This window comes from Pseudomonas extremorientalis, assembly GCF_001870465.1.
Classification (GTDB): Bacteria; Pseudomonadota; Gammaproteobacteria; order Pseudomonadales; family Pseudomonadaceae; genus Aquipseudomonas; species Aquipseudomonas extremorientalis.
In genome coordinates this window covers 125,020-140,354 of sequence record NZ_MDGK01000037.1, presented here as the reverse complement: position 1 = coordinate 140,354, position 15,335 = coordinate 125,020, and the positions used below count along the sequence as shown (strand labels likewise).

Below are 15,335 nucleotides of genomic sequence, written 5' to 3'. Positions count from 1 at the left end.
TGTGTCAGTCGATACAGCTGGTGCTGATCCTCCGCCATCGGGGGCAAGCCCCCTCCCACGTTTTGATCAGCGGCGTTTGGTGAGGCCCATCTTCACGCGGCCTTCGGCCGGGGTCATGACCCGTGCACCCAGGCGGCTGAGGATTTCGCTCGCCCGTTCCACCAACTGGCCGTTGGTCGCAAGCACACCCTTGTCCAGCCACAGGTTGTCTTCCAGACCGACCCGCACGTTGCCGCCCAGCAGCACCGCTTGCGCCGCCATCGGCATTTGCATGCGGCCAATCCCAAAGCCGGCCCACACGGCGTCGGCGGGCAGGTTGTCGACCATGGCTTTCATGGTGGTAGTGTCGGCCGGTGCGCCCCACGGGATGCCCAGGCACAGCTGGAACAGCGGGTTGTCGAGCAGGCCTTCCTTGATCATCTGTTTGGCGAACCACAGGTGACCGGTGTCGAAGATCTCCAGCTCGGCCTTTACGCCCAGCTCCTGGATGCGTTTGGCACCCGCCCGCAGTTGGGCCGGGGTGGACACGTAAATGGTGTCGCCATCGCCGAAGTTCAGGGTGCCGCAGTCCAGGGTGCAGATTTCCGGCAGCAGTTCTTCGACGTGGGCCAGGCGGGTCAGCGGGCCGACCAGGTCGGTGTTGGGGCCGAATTCCATCGGGTTCTCGCCGCCACCGATCTCCAGGTCGCCGCCCATGCCGGCAGTGAGGTTGACGATGATGTCGATGTCGGCCTCGCGGATGCGCTCCATCACTTCGCGATACAGCGCCACGTCACGGCTGAACTTGCCGGTGTGCGGGTCGCGCACGTGGCAGTGCACAACGGTCGCGCCCGCTTTGGCGGCTTCCACGGCGGCGGCGGCGATTTGTTTGGGGGTGACCGGCACGTGTGGGCTTTTGCTGGTCGTGTCGCCAGCACCGGTGAGTGCGCAGGTGATGATGACGTCGTGGTTCATGAGGCAGGTTCCTTACAAGCGGGCGTAGGGGGGCCGTGCGCAGCCGGGAGTGGCTGCGACACGGTGATTCGAATCAGGTTATTTGCTGGTCAATTGCAGGTTGGCCGCCGCCGGTTTGCCGTCGAAGGTGGTCACACCTTCCAGCCAGCGGGCCTGGTCTTGCGGGTGATCCTTGAGCCATTGCTTGGCGGACTCGATAGGGTCTTTGTGATCCAGCAGCGGCTGCATCATCCGGCTCTCGTCGGCGGCGGTGAAGGTCAGGTTGGTCAGCAGTTTGTGCACGTTGGGGCATTGTTCGGCGTAGTTCGGTGCGGTGACGCTCCACACGGTGGCCATGCCTTCGTTCGGCCCCAGGGCGTCGTCGCTGCCGGTGAGGTAGGTCATGGCGACGTTGACGTTCATCGGGTGCGGCGCCCAGCCGAAGAACACTACGGCTTCCTTGCGGCGCACGGCGCGGTCGACGGCGGCGAGCATGCCGGCTTCACTGGACTCGACCAGCTGGAATTTGCCCAGGCCGAACTGGTTCTTGGCGATCATCGCCTTGATCTGGGTGTTGGCGCCCGAGCCTGGCTCGATGCCGTAGATCTTGCCGCCCAGTTCTTTCTCGAACCTGGCGATGTCGGCAAAGGTTTTCAGGCCTTTGTCTGCCAGGTAGGTAGGCACGGCGAGGGTGGCACGGGCGTCTTCCAGGCTGGGCTTGTCGAGCACCTTGACTTGCTTGGCGTCGACGAACGGCGTGATGGTCTGGGTCATCAGTGGGTTCCAGTAGCCCAGGAACAGGTCCAGGCGCTGGTCGCGGATACCGGCGAAGATGATTTGCTGGGAGGCGCTGGTCTGTTTGGTCTTGTAGCCGAGGCCGTCGAGCAACACTTGGGTCATGGCGCTGGTGGCGATTACGTCGGTCCAGTTCACCACGCCCATGCGCACGTTCTGGCAGGATGCCGCGTCGGCAGCCAGTACGTTCGTGCTCAAGATGGCGCTGGCGCTGAGTGCGAGCACGCAGCGGCTGATCAGTCGGTTCATGGTGGATCCCTCGGCAGGTCGTTATTGTGGGGTCCGGCGTCTTTGTGCGCCGTGGGATCAAATTACGCAGCTTGAGGGCCGACAAAACGCACGGCGGCGACCAGCTCTTGCACTGCAGCGACCTGTGCTCTTGAATGGCTCGTTGAACTGGCGTATCACAGTGAGCACGCTGTCCGTCCTACGAGAGCGCACCATGTCCCAGGATTTCTACTTTCTGCTGATGCCGGGCTTCTCGGCCATCGGCTTTATCTCTGCGCTGGAACCGCTGCGGGTGGCCAACCGCTTTCGTGGCGAGCTGTACCGCTGGCATGTATTGAGTGCCGATGGCGGCGCGGTATTGGCGAGCAATGGCATGTCGGTCAACGCTGACGCCGCGCTGGAACCGTTGAAAAAGGGCGCGACGTTATTGGTGGTGGCGGGCTTCGAGCCGCTGCAGTTCGCCACGCCTGCGCTGGAGCACTGGCTACGGCGCCTTGACCACGATGGCGTGACCCTCGGCGCCATCGACACCGGCGCTTGCGTGCTCGCCGAAGCCGGGCTGCTCGACGGCCACCGCCTCACCCTGCACTGGGAAGCCATCGACGCGTTCAAGGAATCCTATCCGCACCTGACGGTCACCCAGGAACTGTTCGAAATCGACCGCCGCCGCATCACCTGCGCTGGCGGCACCGCTTCCATCGACCTGATGCTCGACTTGATTGCCCAGGCCCACGGCCCCGAACTGGCGATCCAGGTCTCCGAACAATTCGTGCTCGGCCGCATCCGCCCACGCAAAGACCACCAGCGCATGCAGATCGCCACGCGCTACGGCATCAACAACAAGAAACTGGTGCAGGTGATCGGCGAAATGGAGCAACACACCGAGCCGCCGCTGAGCACCTTGGCCCTGGCCGAGGCGATCAAAGTCACCCGGCGCCAGTTGGAGCGGCTGTTCCGCCTGCACCTGAACGACACCCCGAGCAATTTCTACTTAGGCCTGCGCCTGGAAAAAGCCCGACAGCTCTTACGCCAAAGCGGTATGAGCGTGTTGGAGGTAGGTATTGCGTGCGGGTTCGAGTCGCCGTCGTACTTCACCCGCAGTTATCGGGCGCGGTTTGCGAAGTGTCCGAGGGAGGATCGGCGACGGGAGGTGGTGTAATGGCCAATTATAGTCAATTATACTCGCGACTATAATTTATAGTCCTTTCCATAATTGAGTATAAAACCATGTCCAAGCACAGCGGCTTTGTATTCCGCCGCCCCACCCTGGCCAGCAGTATTGCTGACGGCCTAGTGGGCGCCGGCATTCAGGATTTCACCTCTGGCCTGTTTCTCGCGGCGCCGCGTCGTACGGGCAAAAGTACTTTTTTGCGTGAGGATCTGATCCCGGAGTGCCAGCTTCGGGGTTGGCTTACCGTGTATGTCGATCTGTGGGCCGACAAAGAGAAAGATCCCGCGGAGTTGATTGCCAGTGCTATTGCTGCCGCGCTGGTGCCCTATGAAAAGGGCATTCGCAAGCTGGCCAAGCACATTGGAATCGAGAAACTGAGCTTTCTGCGTACCCTGTCCTGGGACTTCAGCAAGCCTCAATTGCCGGTTGGCGCGACGTTGACCCAGGCCTTGGAGTTGCTCCACCGCGCAGCGGAAAAACCTGTCGTCCTGGTGATTGACGAGGCTCAGCACGCTTTGACCAGCGATTCAGGCATCAATGCGATGTTCGCGCTCAAGGCTGCCCGGGATCAGCTCAACCAAGGCCGTGACGAGGACGGCAGCGGTTTGCATCTGGTATTCACCGGCTCCAATCGCGACAAGCTGGCTCACTTGGTACTGGGTAAAAGCCAGCCGTTCTTCGGCTCCAGCATCACGCCGTTCCCGCTGCTGGGTAAAGAGTTCACCCAGGCCTACACCGCGCACCTCAACGCGCACCTGGCCAAGACCAACCAATTCAACGCCGCCGATATTGATGAAGCCTTTGAGCTGGTAGGCCGGCGCCCCGAGATGTTGCGCACGATCATCGGTGAAGTGGCGCTGGAGTTGGGCGAAGCCAGCAACCTCGGCCAGTTGCTGCACAGTCGTGCCGAACTGCTGCGTGCCGGTGTGTGGACCGAATTCGAAAGCGCCTGGAACAACCTCACCATCCCCCAGCGCGCCGTACTGCAAGTGATGGTGGAGCGCTCGCAAAACAACGAACCCTTCGCGCCGTTCACCGACAGCACCGTAACGGCGGTCAGCAAGGCGCTGGAGGACATGGGCAGCGACGTGGTGCCGGGCACCCAGACGATTCAGGCCTGTATCGATGCCCTGCGCGACAAGGAACTGGTGTGGAAGTCGAGCCGGGGAGGGTATGCCCTGGAGGACAAAACCTTCGGCGACTGGCTGCGCAACAAGCGCTGACATGTGGGAGGGGGCTTGCCCCCGATGACAGGCTGTCAGTTGATACAACTTCGGCTGACCCACCGCTATCGGGGGCAAGCCCCCTCCCACAGTAGATTAATGATGTAGCCTATTTCTTCAGCAGCGCCGAACACGCTGCTTTGTACGCTTCATGCTGGTATTTGTTCAGCGTCGCCGGCAGTTCGAAGTTGTGCTTCTTGTTCTGCGCATTAAGGGTCTGCGGCGACAGCAAGGTCACCTCAACCCCGTCCAGCAGCTGGAACACCCCTTCAATCTTGAACGTGGTCGGGCCACCGGCGAACTCGCCTTTCTTGCTGCGCTTCTTGATCGCGATACGCTCGATGGCGTTTTCCTGCACAAATGCCTTTACCTGTGCGGCGAAGGCTTTGACGTTGGCGGCCTCGTCATCGTCTTCCAGGGCAATTTTCTTGGTCGCCAGGGTGACGTGGGCAAGTGCCTGATTGTCCAGGGAGGCGACGGCGATGATGGCTTCGCTGCCTTTGATTTCGATGCCGCAAGTCTTCATGAATAGCCTTGGTTCAGAGTAAAAGTGGCGGAGATTTTCGCTTATTCCTGCCCAATCGACTCCAAAAACTCCGACCGCTCATCACTCATCCGCGCCAGGCAGTCGTTCTGTGCGATCGCGTAGGCCTTGGTGCCGGTCAACGCCGGAAAGGTGTCCACCGCGCAATCAGCGTCACGCAATTTTTCCCACTTTTGCTGGGCATCCTTCAGACGAGCGGTAATGTCCGCCAGCTTGGTTTTGTCGCTGCCGTAGGTCGACGCCATGCGTTCGAGCAGGCCCTGGTAGTTATCCTTGAGCAGCTGTTCAGCAGTGGTTTTGTTATAGGTGGCGCATTCCAGGGTTTGCTTGTCGTTTTCGATGCCGTCGCACGGCGTGCTGTCGGTGTCTTCAGCCGCGTGAACGCCGGTTGCGATGAGTGCCAAAGCCAGGAAAATCGATTTCATTGCGCCGTCTCATATCAGTTGATGCCCGAATTCTGGCTCAAGCGTAAGACAAAGAACAGCCGCGAGTCAGACCTCTCTTGGTAGCCTTTGTCGCGGATTGACGCTTTCGGCAATTCCCCTGTCGTTTTTGCACCCGGCTCTGTCGGCCCCTGGGCATATGCTGGCCCCAAAGCGCCGGCAGACGATTCGGCGCATGAATCGCCAATAAGGGGACGCCTGATGAGCCCAGCCGAATTGCACGCCGACAGCATCGTTATCGACGGGCTGATTATTGCCAAGTGGAACCGCGACCTGTTCGAGGACATGCGCAAAGGGGGGCTCACCGCCGCCAACTGCACGGTGTCGGTGTGGGAAGGGTTCCAGGCCACCATCAACAATATCGTGGCCAGCCAGACCCTGATCCGTGAGAACAGCGACCTAGTGATCCCGGTGAAAACCACTGCGGACATCCGCAAAGCCAAGGAACAGGGCAAGACCGGCATCATCTTCGGCTTCCAGAACGCCCATGCCTTCGAAGACCAACTCGGCTACGTCGAGATCTTCAAGCAGCTCGGCGTCGGTGTGGTGCAGATGTGCTACAACACCCAGAACCTGGTCGGCACCGGTTGCTACGAGCGCGACGGCGGCCTGTCGGGCTTCGGTCGCGAGATCGTCGCCGAGATGAACCGTGTCGGCATCATGTGCGACCTGTCCCACGTGGGCTCCAAGACGTCCGAAGAAGTCATCCTCGAATCGAAAAAGCCGGTGTGCTACTCCCACTGCCTGCCGTCGGGCCTTAAAGAACACCCGCGCAACAAGTCTGATGAAGAGCTGAAGTTCATCGCCGACCACGGGGGGTTTGTCGGTGTGACCATGTTCGCGCCGTTCCTGGCGAAGGGCATCGATTCGACCATCGACGACTACGCCGAAGCCATCGAATACACCATGAACATCGTCGGTGAAGACGCCATCGGCATTGGTACCGACTTCACCCAGGGCCATGGCCAGGATTTCTTCGAAATGCTGACCCATGACAAGGGCTACGCCCGCCGCCTGACCAGCTTCGGCAAGATCATCAACCCGCTGGGCATCCGCACCGTGGGCGAGTTCCCCAACCTCACCGAGACCCTGCTCAAGCGCGGCCACCCTGAGCGCGTGGTACGCAAGATCATGGGCGAGAACTGGGTCAACGTCCTCAAGGACGTCTGGGGCGAATAAGCCACCGCTAACGCATTCTCTCCCCGGCCATCCGCGCCGGGGCACTACACAAGAATTTTCTGGAGTTAAGTTTCCATGGCCAAGATCGCCCCGCAATTGCCTATCGAAGTCGACAGCGAAACCGGTGTCTGGACCTCCGACGCCCTGCCGATGCTGTACGTGCCACGCCATTTTTTCGTCAACAACCACATGGGCATCGAAGAAGTGCTGGGCGCCGAGGCCTATGCCGAGATCCTCTACAAGGCCGGCTACAAATCCGCCTGGCACTGGTGCGAGAAAGAAGCCGAATGCCACGGCCTGGAAGGCGTCGCGGTGTTCGAGCATTACATGAAGCGCCTGTCGCAACGCGGCTGGGGCCTGTTCAAGATCCAGGACATCGACCTCGACAAAGGCACCGCCAGCGTCAAGCTCGAACACTCGGCGTTTGTCTACGTGTACGGCAAGGTCGGGCGCAAGGTCGACTACATGTTCACCGGCTGGTTTGCCGGTGCCATGGACCAGATTCTTGAGGCCCGAGGCAGCAAGGTTCGCACTGTGGCCGAACAAGTCTACGGAGGCTCCGAAGAGGGCCACGATGACGGCCTGTTCACCGTCAAGCCGTTGTAAGCCGAGGACCGTGCCATGGCTTTCGAAGCAATGTTCCAGCCGATCCAGATCGGCAAGCTGACCATCCGCAACCGCGTGCTCAGTACCGCCCACGCCGAGGTGTATGCCACCGATGGCGGGATGACCACTGACCGCTATGTGAAGTATTACGAAGAAAAAGCCAAGGGCGGTATCGGCCTGGCAATCTGCGGCGGTTCCTCGGTGGTGGCCATCGACAGCCCGCAGGAATGGTGGAGCTCGGTGAACCTGTCCACCGACCGCATCATCCCGCACTTCCAGAACCTGGCCGACGCCATGCACAAGCATGGCGCCAAGATCATGATCCAGATTACCCACATGGGCCGCCGCTCGCGTTGGGACGGCTTCAACTGGCCGACGCTGATGTCGCCGTCTGGCGTGCGTGAGCCGGTGCACCGCGCCACCTGCAAGACTATCGAGCCGGAAGAAATCTGGCGCGTGATCGGCAACTACGCCCAGGCCGCGCGCCGGGCCAAGGCCGGTGGCCTGGACGGCGTGGAACTGTCCGCTGTGCACCAGCACATGATCGACCAGTTCTGGAGCCCGCGGGTCAACAAGCGGACCGACGAGTGGGGCGGCACGTTTGAAGGGCGCATGAAGTTCGGCCTGGAAGTGCTGAAGGCCGTGCGTGCCGAGGTGGGTGATGACTTCTGCGTGGGCATGCGCCTGTGCGGTGACGAGTTCCACCCGGATGGTTTGTCTCACGAGGACATGAAGCAAATCGCCAAGTATTACGACGACACCGGCATGCTCGATTTCATCGGCGTGGTGGGTTCGGGTTGCGATACCCACAACACCCTGGCCAACGTTATCCCCAATATGAGTTATCCACCGGAGCCGTTTTTGCACCTGGCCGCCGGTATCAAGGAAGTGGTCAAGGTCCCGGTGCTGCACGCGCAGAACATAAAGGACCCGAACCAGGCCACGCGCATCCTGGAAGGCGGTTATGTGGACATGGTCGGCATGACCCGCGCGCACATTGCCGACCCGCACCTGATCGCCAAGATCAAGATGGGCCAGATCGACCAGATCAAGCAGTGCGTCGGCGCCAACTATTGCATCGACCGCCAGTACCAGGGCCTGGATGTGTTGTGCATCCAGAACGCCGCGACGTCCCGTGAATACATGGGCGTGCCGCATATCATCGAGAAGTCCACCGGGCCGAAACGCAAAGTGGTGGTGGTGGGTGCCGGCCCGGCCGGGATGGAAGCTGCACGCGTGGCCGCCGAACGTGGCCATGATGTGACGCTGCTGGAGAAGAAAGAATTTATCGGTGGGCAGATCACCACCGCTTCGAAAGCTCCGCAGCGTGACCAGATTGCGGGTATCACCCGCTGGTTCCAACTGGAGCTGGCACGTTTGAAAGTCGACCTGCGCCTTGGCGTGGCGGCGGATGCCGACACCATCCTGGACCTGCGTCCGGACGTGGTGGTGCTGGCGGTGGGCGGGCATCCGAATGTGGAGCAGAACGAACACTGGGGCGCCGCCGAAGGTTTGGTGGTGAGCAGTTGGGATGTGCTCGACGGCAAGGTAGCACCGGGCAAGAACGTGCTGGTGTACGACACCATCTGCGAATTCACCGGCATGTCGGTGGCGGATTTCCTCGCGGACAAAGGCAGCCAGGTCGAGATCGTCACCGACGACATCAAGCCGGGCGTGGCCATCGGCGGTACGTCGTTCCCGACCTACTACCGCAGCATGTACCCCAAGGAAGTGATCATGACCGGCGACATGATGCTGGAAAAGGTCTACCGCGAGGGCGACAAGCTGGTGGCGGTGCTGGAGAACGAATACACCGGCGCCAAAGAGGAGCGGGTGGTCGACCAGGTAGTGGTAGAGAACGGCGTGCGGCCGGACGAAGCCATCTACTACGCGCTCAAGGAAGGCTCGCGCAACAAGGGCCAGATCGACGTCGAAGCCTTGTTCGCGATCAAGCCGCAGCCGTGCCTGAGCGAGACGGGTGATGGGTACTTGCTGTTCCGCATCGGTGACTGTGTAGCGCAGCGTAATACCCACGCTGCGATCTATGACGCTCTGCGCCTGTGCAAGGATTTCTGAGCCAGCCTTGAACCAATGTGTACTCGGTCCAAATGTGGGAGGGGGCTTGCCCCCGATGGCGGAGTGTCAGTTGATACAGCTGTAGCTGACCCACTGCTATCGGGGGCAAGCCCCCTCCCACATTCAGCGCCAGTTTCACAGTAGACCTGTGCGGTCTGTGGGAGCTTCACCATGTTGAACACCTTGCTGCCTATTCTCTTGTTTACCGCCCTGGGCCTCGCCGTCCTCGGCGCCCTGCGCCGGGTGAACATGTGGCGCCGTGGCCGCGCGTCCAAAGTCGACCTGCTGGGCGGCCTGCTGGCCATGCCCAAGCGCTACATGGTCGACCTGCACCACGTGGTCGCCCGCGATAAATACATCGCCAATACCCACGTCGCCACCGCGTTGGGCTTCGTGCTGTCGGCCTTGCTGGCGATCCTGGTCCACGGTTTCGGCCTGCAAAGCCGTATCCTCGGCTACGCCTTACTGTTGGCCTCGGTGCTGATGTTTGTCGGGGCCACCTTCGTCTATCTGCGTCGGCGCAACCCGCCGTCGCGCCTGTCGAAAGGCCCGTGGATGCGCCTGCCGAAAAGCCTGATGGCGTTCTCGGTGAGCTTCTTCCTGGTGACGCTGCCGGTGGCCGGGATCCTGCCGGCGGACTTCGGCGGCTGGCTGCTCGCCGCATTGCTCAGCGTCGGTGTGTTGTGGGGCGTGTCCGAGATGTTCTTCGGCATGACCTGGGGCGGCCCGATGAAACACGCCTTCGCCGGTGCCCTGCACCTGGCCTGGCACCGCCGCGCCGAGCGTTTTGGCGGTGGCCGTTCCACCGGTTTGAAACCGCTGGACCTCAGTGACAAGACTGCGCCCCTGGGTGTGGAGAAACCCAAGGATTTCACCTGGAACCAACTGCTCGGTTTCGACGCCTGCGTGCAGTGCGGCAAGTGTGAAGCCGCGTGCCCGGCGTTCGCCGCCGGCCAGCCGCTGAACCCGAAAAAGCTGATCCAGGACATGGTCGTCGGCCTGGCCGGCGGCACCGATGCCAAGTTCGCCGGCAGCCCGTATCCGGGCAAAGCGGTGGGCGAGCACAGCGGCAACCCGCACCAGCCGATCGTCAACGGCCTGGTCGACGCCGAGACCCTGTGGTCGTGCACCACCTGCCGTGCCTGCGTGGAAGAGTGCCCGATGATGATCGAGCACGTGGACGCCATCGTCGACATGCGTCGCCACCTCACGTTGGAAAAAGGCGCCACGCCGAACAAGGGTGCCGAAGTACTGGAAAACCTGATCGCCACCGACAACCCCGGTGGTTTCGCACCGGGCGGTCGCCTGAACTGGGCGGCGGACCTGAACCTGCCGCTGCTCAGCGAAAAAGGCAGTGCCGAGGTGCTGTTCTGGGTCGGCGACGGTGCCTTCGACATGCGTAACCAACGGACTTTGCGTGCCTTCGTCAAAGTGCTGAAAGCGGCCAAGGTCGACTTCGCCGTGCTCGGCCTGGAAGAACGCGACAGCGGTGATGTCGCCCGGCGCCTGGGTGATGAAGCGACCTTCCAGCTGCTGGCTTCGCGCAATATCCAGACCCTGGCCAAGTACAGCTTCAAGCGGATCGTCACCTGCGACCCCCACAGTTTCCATGTGCTGAAAAATGAATACGGCGCTTTCAACGGCAACTACCGGGTACAGCATCACAGCACCTTCATGGCCGAGTTGATCGGTGAGGGAGCGCTGAACCTGGGCCAGCACAAAGGCAACAGCGTGACCTATCACGACCCTTGTTATCTCGGCCGCTACAACGGCGAGTACGAGGCGCCGCGCCAAGTGCTGCGTGCATTGGGGATTGAGGTCAAGGAAATGCAACGCTCGGGGTTCCGTTCACGCTGCTGCGGTGGCGGCGGCGGTGCGCCAATCACTGACATCCCCGGTAAGCAACGTATCCCGGACATGCGCATGGAAGACATCCGCGAAACCGGTGCCGAGCTGGTGGCGGTGGGTTGTCCACAGTGCACGGCGATGCTTGAGGGCGTTGTAGAACCAAGACCCTTGATCAAGGACATCGCCGAGCTGGTGGCCGACGCGCTGCTCGAAGACGCCGCGCCTGCCAAAGCCCCATTGAAGCGTGAACCTGCGGAGGTGCACTGATGAGCGACATTATCCGCCGCGACCCACGGGCCGAGTGGATCGCCCGCAACCGCCTGCACCCGCTGCATGCGGCGATGCAACCGGTGCAGCACAGTTGGATGGGGCCCAATGGCGTCATCCGCAAGAACGTGCACGGCGTCGGTTTTATCGGCCCCAATGGCATCAAGCGTATTGACCGCAGCGGCGCGCAGCAGGGCGGCTCGGCCAAGCGTACGGCGGCGGTAGAAGTGCAATTGCCGCTGCATCAGATTGCCGCCCCCGCGTTCTACATCAACGTGGTACCGGACATGGTTGGCGGCCGCTTGAGCAGCCACGATCGCGACCTGCTTGGCCTGGCGCGACAACTGGCCGGCAGCGACGGCGCGGTGCTGGCGGTGGTGTTTGGTGATCACAAGGAAAGTGCGTTTGCCACGGCGGGTGTCGACCGTTTGCTGGTGCTGGAAGGCCACGCATTCGACGGTTATTCACCGGAGCAACGCGTCCAGGGCCTGCGGGCTGTGGATAACCAGTTCAACCCGCGACACTGGCTGCTGCCGGACAGCCGCAGCGGCGGTGGCGAGTTGGGTCGGCGCTTTGCCGCCAGCCTCAAGGAGCGCCCGGCCACGCGGGTGTGGCAGATCAAGGGCGACGAGTGCATCGGCCGCGCCGGTGCCGGCCAGGAAGACTTGGCCCGACCACTGCCGCGCCTGGTCCTGGCGGCTGCCGAATGTGCCGATCCGGTCAGCGAAACCCGTCACGAAGTGCTGCCAGTGGAGTTATCCACAGCCCTGGCGCGCAGCCTGCCACGCATCGAAGACCTCGGCGCGGTGGCGGTGGACCCGGCGGCGATTCCCATGGCCGAAGCGGAATTCATTTTCTCCGGCGGCAACGGCGTGAAGGATTGGGCGCTGTTCCACCAGACCGCCGCCGCCCTGGGCGCCACCGAAGGCGCCTCGCGGGTGGCGGTGGACGATGGCTTCATGGCGCGTGATCGCCAGGTCGGTGCCAGCGGCACCTGGGTCACGGCGCGGGTCTACGTGGCCGTGGGTATTTCCGGGGCGATCCAGCACCTGCAAGGTATCGGCGCCTGCGACAAAGTGGTGGCGATCAACCTCGACCCGGGCTGCGACATGATCAAGCGGGCCGACCTGTCGGTGATCGGCGAAAGCGCCGCAATACTGCAAGCCTTGATCGCGGCGGTCGAGGCCTACCGCAACGGCGCCAAGCGCGATGCAGCATGAGGATACGACCATGACGACGAATGTAATCAGCCTGGTGTCCATCGGCGCCCACCCGACTTCCGGGCGCCCGCGCCGTGCCGAGCAGGATGCCCGCGCTGTGGAACTGGGCCTGCAAATGGCTGGGGATAAGTTGCAGGTGCTGCACGCCGGCAACATCGCCGAACCGACCCTGCGCAGCTACCTGGGCATGGGCCTGCCGCAATTGCATGTGCTGGAGCAACCGGCGGGTAGCGATGCGTTGCCGGTGCTCAGTGAGTACCTGCGCGATGCGGGTGCCCAAGTGGTGCTCGCCGGCAGCCAGGCCGAAACCGGTGAAGGCTCGGGCATGCTGCCGTTCCTGCTGGCCGAGCAACTGGGTTGGCCGCTGATCGTGGGGCTGGCGCAGGTGGAGTCCATCGACGGCGGTGTGGCCCATGTGCTGCAAGCCTTGCCCCGTGGTCAGCGGCGGCGCTTGAAGGTGCGCCTGCCGTTCCTGGCGACGGTGGATAACGCTGCGCCCAAGCCACGGCAAAGCGCCTACGGCCCGGCGCAACGCGGTGAGTTGGCGGCCCATGAAGTCCGGATTGAAGAGGATGAGCTGTTCCATGCGGCGGTGTTGCAGCCGGCCAAGCCACGGCCCAAGCGTCTCAAGGTGATCAAGGCCAAGAGCGGCGCTGATCGGATGAAAGCCGCCACGGCCAAGGCCAGTGGTGGCGGTGGGCAAGTGCTCAAGGGTGTGAGCCCGGAAGAGGGCGCCCAGGCGATCCTCAAGCTATTGGTTGAGGAAGGTGTGGTTCGCTGAACATGAACAGGGACTGTGGTTTACCCACAATCCCTGTTGACCTGTCTGTGGATAACCTGTTCGCGGTTGTCCACACCCCTGATGAATCAAGCGCTAGAGTCCCATGTACGAAAAATAACCAAGCTAACTGAAGGTTTTTGATGGGGTTTTTCGCTGCATCGGTGTATTTCTCTGAACCGACTTGCCCCCATAGTCTGTTGGTGCTTCTGTGGATAACGTGTTTGCTCTCGGCTGAGGGCCTTATTAATAAAGGCCTGCATGGAGTTGATCAAAATCTGATCGATGTAAGCGGTTTCTCAGCTGAGACGCCTGAAAGCCTAGATTCATGAAGCTTTGAGGTGGTTTTCCACAGCGTGATCGGAGTTGCCCCCAAAGTCTGTTGGTGCATCTGTGGATAAGGTGTTCGTGTACTGCTACAAGCCACGTCAATCATGGCTTTCATTAGGTTGTTCAAAAAACGAACAAAGCCGGCCCAGACTCACTGGTTTGAATAAGTCACGGATTTTATTCACTTAATTTCAGGCTGGTGCGGCGCTTGTCCACAATTGCTGTGGGTGGCTCTGTGGATAAGTTGTTGGGCAAAGGCTGGAGGGCAGGGGAAACAAGGGGAAGCAGGGGGTTGAATGTTTTTTGTACAATTCAGCCCCCCGGACCAACGTGTCATTCGTGAGCGGCAACACCCTTGAGGTAGGGCGCCGGAGCGGCCCCAAGGTTGTGCAGCATGCGCTCGCTATACCAGTCCACGAAGTTCACCACGCCGAACTCATAGGTCTTGGAGTACGGGCCAGGCTGGTAAGCGGTGGAGTTGATCCCGCGCTGGTTCTCTTCGGCCAGGCGACGATCCTGGTCGTTGGTGGCGTCCCACACTTCGCGCATGCGTGCCACATCGTAGTCCACACCTTCCACGGCGTCCTTGTGCACCAGCCACTTGGTGGTGACCATGGTTTCCTGGGCGCTGATCGGCCACACAGTGAACACGATGATGTGGTCGCCCATGCAGTGGTTCCAGGAGTGGGGCAGGTGCAGGATGCGCATCGAGCCCAGGTCCGGGTTCTTGATGCGGCCCATGAGTTTGGCGCAGCCCTGTTTACCGTCCATGGTCATCGACACGGTGCCTTTGAGCAGCGGCATGCGCACGATACGGTTACGCAGGCCGAAGCTGGCGTGGGCGTAAGGGATCTTCTCGGCATCCCAGGCGGCGGCAGAGGCGGCTACATGGTCCTTGAACGCCTGGTCGGCGCGCGGATCGGTGACGTCGTCCCATTCCAGCAGGGTTTTCAGCAGTTCCGGGTGCGACGCGTTGCAGTGGTAGCACTCGCGGTTGTTTTCCAGCACCAGCTTCCAGTTGGCTTTTTCCATCAAGGTGGTTTGCACCGCCACCTTGGTGTTCTCCATGTCGTAGGGTTCCATGTAGTGGTTCAGCGTCGACAGGAAGTCGTCGATGGCCGGCGGGTTCTCCGCCAGGCTGATGAAGATGTAGCCGCCGGCGGTCTTCACGTTCACTGGCTTGAGGCCGTACTGCTTCATGTCAAAGTCGGCGCCCATCTCGGTGCCGGCGAACAGCAGGCGGCCGTCTAGCTCGTAGGTCCACTGGTGGTAGTGGCACACGAGTTTGGCGACCTTGCCCTTGTCGCTGGTGCACAAGCGCGAGCCACGGTGGCGGCACACGTTGTGGAACGCGTGCACCACGCCTTCGGCGCCACGGATCACGATGATCGGGTTCTTGCCCACTTGCAGGGTCAGGTAGTTGCCCTTGGTGGGGATCTCGCAGGTCATGCCGGCGATCAACCACTCTTTCTGGAAGATCTCCTGCATGTCGATATCAAACAGCCGCTCATCAGAGTAGAACGGCTGTGGCAGCGAGAAAGTGCGCTCGCGCTCTTGCAGCATCTGCGCGGTGGCCTTGCGTGCGGGTTCCAGCGGATCGCCCAAGCTTAAGGTTGCGGTGACGTCCATCGTGTGTGTCCTCATGGCCATTCTGTGTGGCCGGCGAATAGTGGCTACGGTTGTACTACGCAAGG

13 protein-coding genes are annotated in these 15,335 nt (G+C 61.6%); 8 read left to right on the top strand and 5 right to left on the bottom strand.

Features of this window, described 5'->3' with window-relative positions; translation table 11 throughout:
- Positions 1-66: 66 nt before the first annotated feature.
- Positions 67-954 carry a 3-dehydrocarnitine:acetyl-CoA trimethylamine transferase CdhC gene (gene cdhC / locus BFN10_RS14800; protein ID WP_071490305.1) on the bottom strand — a complete coding sequence of 296 codons (888 nt, stop codon included), beginning with the start codon at positions 952-954 and terminating at the stop codon, positions 67-69.
- 78 nt (positions 955-1,032) lie between these two features.
- The gene (locus BFN10_RS14795; protein ID WP_071490304.1) at positions 1,033-1,977 is read right to left on the bottom strand and encodes a choline ABC transporter substrate-binding protein; all 945 of its coding nucleotides are present in this window, start codon (positions 1,975-1,977) and stop codon (positions 1,033-1,035) included.
- A gap of 193 nt (positions 1,978-2,170) precedes the next feature.
- Between BFN10_RS14795 and BFN10_RS14790 the strand changes: the two genes are divergently transcribed.
- Both BFN10_RS14790 and BFN10_RS14785 read left to right on the top strand, forming a co-directional pair.
- Entirely contained in the window at positions 2,171-3,115 is a 945-nt protein-coding gene (locus tag BFN10_RS14790) for a GlxA family transcriptional regulator (protein WP_071490303.1), read from the top strand.
- A 68-nt stretch (positions 3,116-3,183) separates the two neighbouring features.
- Positions 3,184-4,350: an AAA family ATPase gene (locus BFN10_RS14785; protein ID WP_071490302.1), complete on the top strand. Its 1,167-nt coding sequence runs from the start codon at positions 3,184-3,186 to the stop codon at positions 4,348-4,350.
- A gap of 109 nt (positions 4,351-4,459) precedes the next feature.
- Here BFN10_RS14785 and BFN10_RS14780 read toward each other — a convergent pair whose 3' ends face one another.
- Positions 4,460-4,876, bottom strand: coding sequence for a DUF3010 family protein (locus BFN10_RS14780; protein ID WP_058426637.1), 417 nt, complete (start codon positions 4,874-4,876; stop codon positions 4,460-4,462).
- A 41-nt stretch (positions 4,877-4,917) separates the two neighbouring features.
- Positions 4,918-5,319 (bottom strand): lysozyme inhibitor LprI family protein, encoded by a 402-nt coding sequence (locus BFN10_RS14775; protein WP_071490301.1) that lies wholly within the window; start codon positions 5,317-5,319, stop codon positions 4,918-4,920.
- Between the two features lie 219 nt (positions 5,320-5,538).
- Here BFN10_RS14775 and BFN10_RS14770 point away from each other — a divergent pair, with 219 nt between their 5' ends.
- The 6 genes from BFN10_RS14770 to etfB all read left to right on the top strand — a co-directional run bounded on the left by BFN10_RS14770 (position 5,539) and on the right by etfB (position 13,314).
- The gene (locus tag BFN10_RS14770; protein WP_010207105.1) at positions 5,539-6,516 is read left to right on the top strand and encodes a dipeptidase; all 978 of its coding nucleotides are present in this window, start codon (positions 5,539-5,541) and stop codon (positions 6,514-6,516) included.
- Between the two features lie 75 nt (positions 6,517-6,591).
- Positions 6,592-7,122: a DUF5943 domain-containing protein gene (locus BFN10_RS14765; protein ID WP_071490300.1), complete on the top strand. Its 531-nt coding sequence runs from the start codon at positions 6,592-6,594 to the stop codon at positions 7,120-7,122.
- Between the two features lie 15 nt (positions 7,123-7,137).
- Positions 7,138-9,198: a dimethylglycine demethylation protein DgcA gene (gene dgcA / locus BFN10_RS14760; protein WP_071490299.1), complete on the top strand. Its 2,061-nt coding sequence runs from the start codon at positions 7,138-7,140 to the stop codon at positions 9,196-9,198.
- Positions 9,199-9,369: 171 nt separating this feature from the next.
- Complete coding sequence (gene dgcB, locus BFN10_RS14755; protein WP_071490298.1) at positions 9,370-11,313, top strand: dimethylglycine demethylation protein DgcB; 1,944 nt, start codon at positions 9,370-9,372, stop codon at positions 11,311-11,313.
- Positions 11,313-12,533 (top strand): electron transfer flavoprotein subunit alpha, encoded by a 1,221-nt coding sequence (gene etfA, locus BFN10_RS14750; RefSeq protein ID WP_071490297.1) that lies wholly within the window; start codon positions 11,313-11,315, stop codon positions 12,531-12,533. The genes dgcB and etfA overlap by 1 nt, the downstream gene beginning before the upstream one ends.
- Before the next feature lie 10 nt (positions 12,534-12,543).
- The gene (gene etfB / locus BFN10_RS14745; RefSeq protein WP_071490296.1) at positions 12,544-13,314 is read left to right on the top strand and encodes an electron transfer flavoprotein subunit beta; all 771 of its coding nucleotides are present in this window, start codon (positions 12,544-12,546) and stop codon (positions 13,312-13,314) included.
- A 660-nt stretch (positions 13,315-13,974) separates the two neighbouring features.
- Here etfB and gbcA read toward each other — a convergent pair.
- On the bottom strand, positions 13,975-15,270 hold the full coding sequence (gbcA, locus tag BFN10_RS14740; protein ID WP_071490295.1) for a glycine-betaine demethylase subunit GbcA: 1,296 nt from the start codon (positions 15,268-15,270) through the stop codon (positions 13,975-13,977).
- Positions 15,271-15,335: the final 65 nt, after the last annotated feature.

Excerpts from the sequence above, each read along its gene's own strand:
- BFN10_RS14785 (WP_071490302.1), top strand. The coding sequence starts at position 3,184 with ATGTCCAAGCACAGCGGCTTTGTATTCCGCCGCCCCACCCTGGCCAGC.
- etfA (WP_071490297.1), top strand. The coding sequence starts at position 11,313 with ATGAGCGACATTATCCGCCGCGACCCACGGGCCGAGTGGATCGCCCGC.
- cdhC (WP_071490305.1), bottom strand. The coding sequence starts at position 954 with ATGAACCACGACGTCATCATCACCTGCGCACTCACCGGTGCTGGCGAC.
- BFN10_RS14775 (WP_071490301.1), bottom strand. The coding sequence starts at position 5,319 with ATGAAATCGATTTTCCTGGCTTTGGCACTCATCGCAACCGGCGTTCAC.
- dgcB (WP_071490298.1), top strand. The coding sequence starts at position 9,370 with ATGTTGAACACCTTGCTGCCTATTCTCTTGTTTACCGCCCTGGGCCTC.
- gbcA (WP_071490295.1), bottom strand. The coding sequence starts at position 15,270 with ATGGACGTCACCGCAACCTTAAGCTTGGGCGATCCGCTGGAACCCGCA.
- BFN10_RS14770 (WP_010207105.1), top strand. The coding sequence starts at position 5,539 with ATGAGCCCAGCCGAATTGCACGCCGACAGCATCGTTATCGACGGGCTG.
- BFN10_RS14765 (WP_071490300.1), top strand. The coding sequence starts at position 6,592 with ATGGCCAAGATCGCCCCGCAATTGCCTATCGAAGTCGACAGCGAAACC.
- BFN10_RS14790 (WP_071490303.1), top strand. The coding sequence starts at position 2,171 with ATGTCCCAGGATTTCTACTTTCTGCTGATGCCGGGCTTCTCGGCCATC.
- BFN10_RS14780 (WP_058426637.1), bottom strand. The coding sequence starts at position 4,876 with ATGAAGACTTGCGGCATCGAAATCAAAGGCAGCGAAGCCATCATCGCC.
- BFN10_RS14795 (WP_071490304.1), bottom strand. The coding sequence starts at position 1,977 with ATGAACCGACTGATCAGCCGCTGCGTGCTCGCACTCAGCGCCAGCGCC.
- dgcA (WP_071490299.1), top strand. The coding sequence starts at position 7,138 with ATGGCTTTCGAAGCAATGTTCCAGCCGATCCAGATCGGCAAGCTGACC.
- etfB (WP_071490296.1), top strand. The coding sequence starts at position 12,544 with ATGACGACGAATGTAATCAGCCTGGTGTCCATCGGCGCCCACCCGACT.